Origin of the sequence: Rhodoferax sp. OV413, assembly GCF_945881795.1 — a bacterium.
In the GTDB taxonomy this organism is placed as follows: Bacteria; Pseudomonadota; Gammaproteobacteria; order Burkholderiales; family Burkholderiaceae_C; genus Allorhodoferax.
Window position 1 is genome coordinate 36,398 of sequence record NZ_CAMCVG010000010.1, and the last position, 7,078, is coordinate 43,475.

Consider the following 7,078-nt stretch of genomic DNA (forward strand, 5'->3'; position numbering starts at 1 on the left):
TGACCTTAGTCGGGTAAGCAGACTGATCAGTCTATTTACCCAAACAAATCAGTCGGACTTAGAGTGCGACCACGTTATCCGACCCTGAAGCACCGAATGCCTGCTCCTTCAGGATGGACAGCTGATCGCGCACACGGGCCGCCTTTTCGAACTCCAGGTTGCGGGCGTGCTCCATCATCAGCTTCTCGAGGCGCTTGATTTCACGGGAAATGTCCTTCTCGCTCATGTCTTCCACCTGCGCGCGCTGCTGCGCGTCGCGCTCGAGCCGCTCGGCCTCTTTGCCTGCTTTTTCGCTGTAAACCCCGTCAATCAGGTCGCGCACCTTCTTCACAATCGCCCGGGGCGTGATGCCGCGCTCGAGGTTATGGGCGACTTGCTTCTTGCGCCTGCGCTCGGTCTCGCCGATGGCACGGGCCATGGAGTCGGTGATTTTGTCGGCATACAGAATCGCCCGACCTTCCAGATTGCGCGCGGCGCGGCCAATGGTTTGAATGAGCGAACGCTCGGAGCGCAAAAAGCCCTCTTTGTCGGCGTCCAGAATGGCCACCAGCGATACCTCCGGGATGTCCAAGCCCTCGCGCAGCAGGTTGATACCGACCAAAACGTCAAAGGCTCCCAGGCGCAGGTCGCGCAAGATTTCGACCCGCTCCACCGTGTCCACATCGCTGTGCAGGTAGCGCACCTTGACGCCGTTATCCGTCAGGTAGTCGGTGAGTTGCTCGGCCATTCGCTTGGTTAAGGTGGTGATGAGGACGCGCTCGTTTTTGTCGACGCGGATGCGGATTTCCTGCAACACGTCGTCCACCTGGCTGCCCGCGGGGCGCACTTCGACCTCCGGGTCCACCAGCCCGGTCGGGCGCACCAGCTGCTCCACCACCTGACCGGCATGGTCGTTTTCCCACTGGGCGGGTGTAGCCGATACGAACACCACCTGGCGCATCTTGGTCTCGAACTCCTCGAACTTCAGCGGACGGTTGTCCAGGGCGCTGGGCAGGCGAAAGCCGTATTCGACCAGGGTGGTTTTGCGGGCGCGGTCGCCGTTGTACATGCCGCCAAACTGGCCGATGAGCACATGGCTCTCGTCCAGAAACATGAGCGCGTCTTTGGGAAGGTAGTCGGTCAGGGTGGACGGTGGCTCGCCCGGAGCAGAGCCGCTCAGGTGGCGGGAATAGTTTTCGATGCCCTTGCAGTGACCGACCTCGCTGAGCATCTCGAGGTCAAATCGGGTGCGCTGCTCCAGCCGTTGGGCCTCCACCAACTTACCCATGCCCACAAACTCTTTCAGCCTGTCCGACAGCTCCACCTTGATGGCCTCCACCGCCGCCAGCACCTGCTCGCGCGGGGTGACGTAGTGGCTGCTGGGGTACACGGTGAAGCGTGGAATTTTCTGGCGGATGCGGCCGGTGAGCGGGTCAAACAGTTGCAGGCTCTCGATCTCATCGTCAAACAGCTCCACGCGGATGGCCATTTCGCTGTGTTCGGCGGGAAAGATGTCGATGGTGTCGCCCCGCACGCGAAAGGCGCCACGGCTGAAGTCCATGTCGTTGCGTTGGTATTGCATGCGCACCAGCTGGGCAATCATGTCGCGTTGGCCCAGTTTGTCGCCGGTGCGGAGCGTCATCACCATCTGGTGGTAACTCTCGGGCTTGCCGATACCGTAAATGGCCGAGACGGTGGCCACAATCACCACATCGCGCCGCTCCAGCAGGCTTTTGGTGCAAGACAGACGCATCTGCTCGATGTGCTCGTTGATCGCGCTGTCTTTCTCGATGAACAAATCGCGCTGGGGCACATAAGCCTCGGGCTGGTAGTAGTCGTAGTAGCTGACGAAATACTCCACCGCGTTCTTAGGAAAAAACTCGCGGAACTCGCTGTACAACTGCGCGGCCAAGGTTTTGTTGGGCGCAAACACAATGGCCGGGCGACCCAGGCGGGCAATCACATTGGCCATGGTGAAGGTCTTGCCCGAGCCGGTCACACCCAGCAGGGTCTGAAACACTTCGCCGTCTTCCACCCCGCTGACCAGCTGGTTGATAGCCTCGGGCTGGTCGCCGGCCGGGGGATACGGCTGGTAGAGCTCAAACGGGGAGTCGGGGTAGCTCACAAAGGTGCCGGTGCGCACCTCGGCCGCCGAATCATTCTCGACAACGGCAATCAAAGAGGGCTTGGGTGATGGGAGCGAGGGGGGCATGAAAAATCAGTACGGAAGAATTTCGGGGTGAAGGCCGGATGGTGGCAGGAGTTGGCTGGAGCGCCCCGGCCACAGCCGTAAAATGCGCGCTTCGCCGCTCGGCCCCGCGTGGTCGACATTGTTGCTACCTTGCGCACAGGAATTATCCATGTCTCTTTTTTCCGCCGTCGAAATGGCTCCCCGTGACCCTATTTTGGGTCTGAACGAACAATTCAACGCCGACACCAATCCCAGCAAAGTCAACCTCGGCGTGGGCGTGTATTTCGACGACAACGGCAAGCTGCCCCTGCTGCAATGCGTTCAAACCGCCGAAAAAGCCATGATGGACAAGCCGACCGCGCGCGGCTATTTGCCCATCGACGGTATTGCGGCTTACGACGCCGCCGTCAAAGGCCTGGTTTTTGGTGCCGACTCTGAGGTGGTCCAGAGCGGCCGCGTAGCCACCGTGCAAGCCATTGGTGGCACGGGCGGGTTGAAGATTGGTGCGGACTTTCTGAAGAAGCTGAGCCCCAACGCGACCGTGCTGATTTCCGACCCCAGCTGGGAGAACCACCGCGCGCTGTTTACCAACGCCGGCTTCACCGTGGACACCTACCCCTACTTCGACCAGAGCGCCAACGGCGGCCTGGGCGGCATCAACTTCGAGGGCATGCTGGCCGCGCTGAACGCCGCCGCCGAGGGAACCATCGTGCTGTTGCACGCCTGCTGCCACAACCCCACCGGCTACGACATTTCCTCCGCCCAGTGGTACCAGGTGATTGCCGCGGTGAAGTCCCGCAAACTGACCGCCTTCCTTGACATGGCCTACCAGGGATTTGGCTACGGCATTGCCGATGACGGCGCGGTGATCGCCAAGTTCGTGGCCGCTGAGCTGAACATTTTTGTATCCACCAGCTTTTCCAAGAGCTTCAGCCTGTACGGCGAACGCGTAGGCGCCCTAAGCGTGGTGGGCAGTAGCAAGGAAGAAACCGACCGCGTGCTGAGCCAGCTCAAGATCGCCATCCGCACCAATTACTCCAACCCGCCCACCCACGGCGGCGCCATCGTGGCCGCGGTGCTGGGCAACCCGGAGCTGCGCGCGCTGTGGGAACAGGAGCTAGGCGACATGCGCGTGCGCATCAAGGCCATGCGCCAGAAGCTGGTGGACGGACTGAAGGCCGCAGGTGTGACCAAAGACATGTCTTTCATCACCACCCAGATCGGCATGTTCAGCTACTCCGGCCTGTCCAAGGACCAGATGGTGCGCCTGCGGTCCGAGTTCGGCGTGTACGGCACCGACACCGGACGCATGTGCGTGGCCGCCCTGAACAGCAAGAACATCGACTACGTCTGTCAGGCGATCGCCAAAGTCGTCTGAACGTCGGTCAATCGACCCTGAATCGGTGCTCAATCGACGCTAAGGGTGGCGCCCCTGCGACTATTCGCTCATCTTTTGATAGCTTCAGGCGCATAATGGGCGGGCGATTAACGAGGATTCGCCTATGAAAACACTGGCTTATGCATTGGGCGCCCTGCTCGCTTTAGCGGCCAACACCGCGGGCGCCTGGGGCAATCACACTCTGGCGGCATATCGTGCCCTGGAGGCCATGCCCGAGGTGGCCAGTGCTCCGGCAGTGACAGTCGAACCGCTGGAGTCCTTTTTAAGGGCTGAGGAACGCACCATCGAGGCCCTGCTGGCCAGCCAAGAAGCCTGGGCTGTAGCCAACCTGCAAAACCACCCCCCACTGCCGGCCAAGCTGGTGTTTGTGGCCACCCCGGGACGCAGCGACGAGGCCCGCCGCCTGGCCTTCGCCCATGCGCTGCGCATTGCGCCCAACAGCCGCTTCGCCCTGTTTATTCAGCCCGACCCCAAGACCGCCACCGCACCGGGACCGCGCCTGCTGCCCGAAGCGGTCACCACCCTGCCCATGCCAGCCAACGCCAGCCAGCGCTTCCAGCCGGTCAAGCCGGGCGAAGCCGTGTCGGCGCTGGCAGTGGTCGCCAGTGCCGCCGATGAGCCGGACTACGGCCTGGATATCAACCTGTTTGAGGACAGCCCGTCCGATTGGGGGAAGCTGTACGGCTTTGGCACCCTGCCTTTTGGCAATCCGCTGCTGGCTTACTCGACGCAGGCGCCCTTTCACATGGGCTTTATGCACGAAAACAAGGTGCTTTACGCAGCAGCACCCTTCATCAAGCGCACCTTCCCGCAGCTGCGGGTCTACCAATTCAGCACGCTGGCATCGCTGGCTTTTCGCACGGGGCACCCGTATTGGGGCTGGCGTTTTACCGGCCTGGCGCTGCACTACCTGCAAGATTTAACCCAGCCCTACCACGCCAGCCTGGCACCGGGCGACTCCACCTTGAAGCTGCTGGCGATCAATGCCGCATCCATGGCGGGCATGGGCGGCATGCGCAAGGACATGATCACCTTGCTTTCCAACCGCCACCTGGCACTCGAGAAATACCAGTCCGAGCTGATGCTGAGCGCGGCGCTGGCCAAGCAAGACACCTTCGTCGACCAGGCACTGCGTAACCCCATCAAGGACGGCACCTACCCCGAATGGAACGACCTTTACCTGCGCAATGTGGTCTCGGCGCAGGCCGCAGCCTACGGGCCGCGCCTGGCAGACGCCCTTGTCGCCAGCATGCCCCATGGTCTGGTGTCCGACCCGGCGTTCGACTTCGGCGCCAATGAAGAGAAAATAACGCTGCTCAAGGAGCTCGCCCAGGCACCGGCCGAGCCGATGGCGCGCCTGAACGCCCTGTTGGCCGAGCTTCTGGGCAACTTCGGCGCCCACAGCCGCAACACCATCCGCGGAATCCTCAAGTCCAGTAATCGCTAAAACACGCTTTGCTGTTATATTGCACTGCAACATTTTCTTGAAAGCGAGTCACCCATGCTGTACCAGCTTTACGAAACCCAGCGCTCTTTGATGGAGCCCTTCTCCGACCTGGCTTTGGCAGCCGCCAAGCTGTACAGCAACCCCCTGTCGGTTGTCGGACAAAGCCCTTTTGCGCAGCGCCTCTCCGCCGGCTACGACCTGATGCACCGCTTGGGCAAGGATTACGAGAAGCCGGAATTCGGCATCCGTACGGTGGATGTGGACGGCGTGGACATTGCCATCCACGAGCGGATCGAAATATCCAAGCCGTTTTGCGAGCTGCGCCGCTTCAAGCGCTTTACCGACGACCCGGTCACCCTGCAAAAAATTAAAGGTCAACCGGTCGTGCTGGTGGTCGCCCCCCTCTCGGGCCACTACGCCACCCTGCTGCGTGACACCGTAAAAACCATGCTCAAAGACCACAAGGTCTACATCACCGACTGGAAGAATGCCCGTGTGGTGCCCCTTTCAGAAGGCGAGTTCCACCTCGACGATTACGTCAACTATGTGCAGGAATTCATTCGCCACCTGCAAGGCAAGTATGGCAACTGCCACGTAATGAGCGTCTGCCAGCCCACCGTGCCGGTACTGGCGGCGGTGTCGCTGATGGCCAGCCGCGGCGAAACCACGCCCCTGACCACGACCATGATGGGCGGCCCGATTGACGCGCGCAAATCGCCCACTGCCGTGAACAACCTGGCCATGAACAAGAGCCTGCACTGGTTCGAAAACAATGTGATTTACCGTGTGCCCAGCAACTTCCCGGGCTCCGGCCGCCGCGTGTACCCCGGCTTCCTGCAGCACACCGGGTTTGTGGCCATGAACCCCGACCACCACGCCAAGAGCCACTACGACTACTTCAAAGACCTGATGAAGGGTGACGACGCCAGCGCCGAAGCCCACCGCAAGTTCTACAACGAGTACAACGCCGTGCTCGACATGGACGCGGACTACTACCTCGAAACTATCCGCGTGGTGTTCCAGGAATTTGCGCTAGTTAACGGCACCTGGGATGTGCAAAACGAAGACGGAAAGCTCGAGCGCGTGAAGCCCGCTGACATCAAGACCACCGCTATGCTGTCAGTGGAAGGTGAGTTGGACGATATTTCCGGCTCCGGCCAGACACGCGCAGTGCACGACATCTGCAGCGGAGTGCCTAAGTCGCTACAGCAGCACTTTGAAGCCAAGGGAGCCGGCCACTACGGTATCTTCTCCGGCCGCCGTTGGCGCGACCTGGTGTACCCGGAAGTCAAGGCCTTTATCCGCGCTCATAACGGGGCGGTGGCAGCGCCTCTATCAGCGCCCGTAAAAGCAGCCGCAAAAACTGCGCCAAAACCCGCAACAAAAACCGCTTCGGCGCCCGCCAAGACTGCGCCAGCAGCTACAAAAAAGGTAGCAAGCAAGCGGGTTGTCAGCGCCAAGTGAGTGAACGGCCGCAGGCTGCGCCTCTGCTTGCGCAGCGTCTGCTGGATGCACTGCCCCAAACCCAGTGCACCCGCTGCGGCTACCCCGACTGCGCGGCCTACGCCCAGGCCATGGCCGAGGGCAGCGCCCCTATCAATCAATGCCCGCCCGGCGGCGCGGCTGGTATTGAACGGCTCGCGGCCATCAGCGGCGCGCCGGTCATCCCGCTGAACCCGGCTTTCGGTACCGAAGCTCCCCGCCTGGTGGCTTTTGTCGACGAGGACTGGTGCATCGGCTGCACCCTGTGCATCAAGGCCTGCCCCACCGATGCCATCATCGGCAGCAATAAGCGCATGCACACCATCATCGAACCGGCGTGCACCGGCTGCGAGCTTTGCCTGCCGGTGTGTCCGGTGGACTGCATCAAGCTGGAAAACGCAAGCGAAGAGCGCACCGGCTGGGCCGCGTGGAGCCCGGATCAGGCCAACCAAGCACGCCAGCGCTATGCGGAGCGCGCCACCAGGCTGGCGCATGAGGCCGAGTACCACGCCGCGGAGATGGAGGCGAAAGCCCTCATGAAGCTGGCCGATTTGGGCGCCCATTCGCGGCACACCGATAC

Annotated in this window: 5 protein-coding genes; 4 read left to right on the forward strand and 1 reads right to left on the reverse strand. The window is 61.6% G+C overall.

Annotation, left to right across the window (positions count from 1 at the left end; translation table 11 throughout):
• Positions 1-58: 58 nt before the first annotated feature.
• The gene (uvrB, locus tag Q0O05_RS02630; RefSeq protein WP_293660337.1) at positions 59-2,191 is read right to left on the reverse strand and encodes an excinuclease ABC subunit UvrB; all 2,133 of its coding nucleotides are present in this window, start codon (positions 2,189-2,191) and stop codon (positions 59-61) included.
• Between the two features lie 148 nt (positions 2,192-2,339).
• Between uvrB and Q0O05_RS02635 the strand changes: the two genes are divergently transcribed.
• The 4 genes from Q0O05_RS02635 to Q0O05_RS02650 form a co-directional block, all read left to right on the forward strand.
• Positions 2,340-3,548 (forward strand): amino acid aminotransferase, encoded by a 1,209-nt coding sequence (locus Q0O05_RS02635; RefSeq protein WP_293660338.1) that lies wholly within the window; start codon positions 2,340-2,342, stop codon positions 3,546-3,548.
• Between the two features lie 124 nt (positions 3,549-3,672).
• On the forward strand, positions 3,673-5,016 hold the full coding sequence (locus tag Q0O05_RS02640; RefSeq protein ID WP_293660339.1) for a hypothetical protein: 1,344 nt from the start codon (positions 3,673-3,675) through the stop codon (positions 5,014-5,016).
• Between the two features lie 54 nt (positions 5,017-5,070).
• Positions 5,071-6,480 (forward strand): polyhydroxyalkanoate depolymerase, encoded by a 1,410-nt coding sequence (phaZ, locus tag Q0O05_RS02645; RefSeq protein WP_293660340.1) that lies wholly within the window; start codon positions 5,071-5,073, stop codon positions 6,478-6,480.
• The coding region (locus Q0O05_RS02650; protein WP_293660341.1) for an RnfABCDGE type electron transport complex subunit B at positions 6,477-7,078 on the forward strand (602 nt) is incomplete at its 3' end. The genes phaZ and Q0O05_RS02650, both read left to right, overlap by 4 nt.

Bases quoted from the DNA above. Each gene is read 5' to 3' on its own strand.
- Q0O05_RS02635 (WP_293660338.1), top strand. From the start codon at position 2,340: ATGTCTCTTTTTTCCGCCGTCGAAATGGCTCCCCGTGACCCTATTTTG.
- Q0O05_RS02640 (WP_293660339.1), top strand. From the start codon at position 3,673: ATGAAAACACTGGCTTATGCATTGGGCGCCCTGCTCGCTTTAGCGGCC.
- phaZ (WP_293660340.1), top strand. From the start codon at position 5,071: ATGCTGTACCAGCTTTACGAAACCCAGCGCTCTTTGATGGAGCCCTTC.
- uvrB (WP_293660337.1), bottom strand. From the start codon at position 2,191: ATGCCCCCCTCGCTCCCATCACCCAAGCCCTCTTTGATTGCCGTTGTC.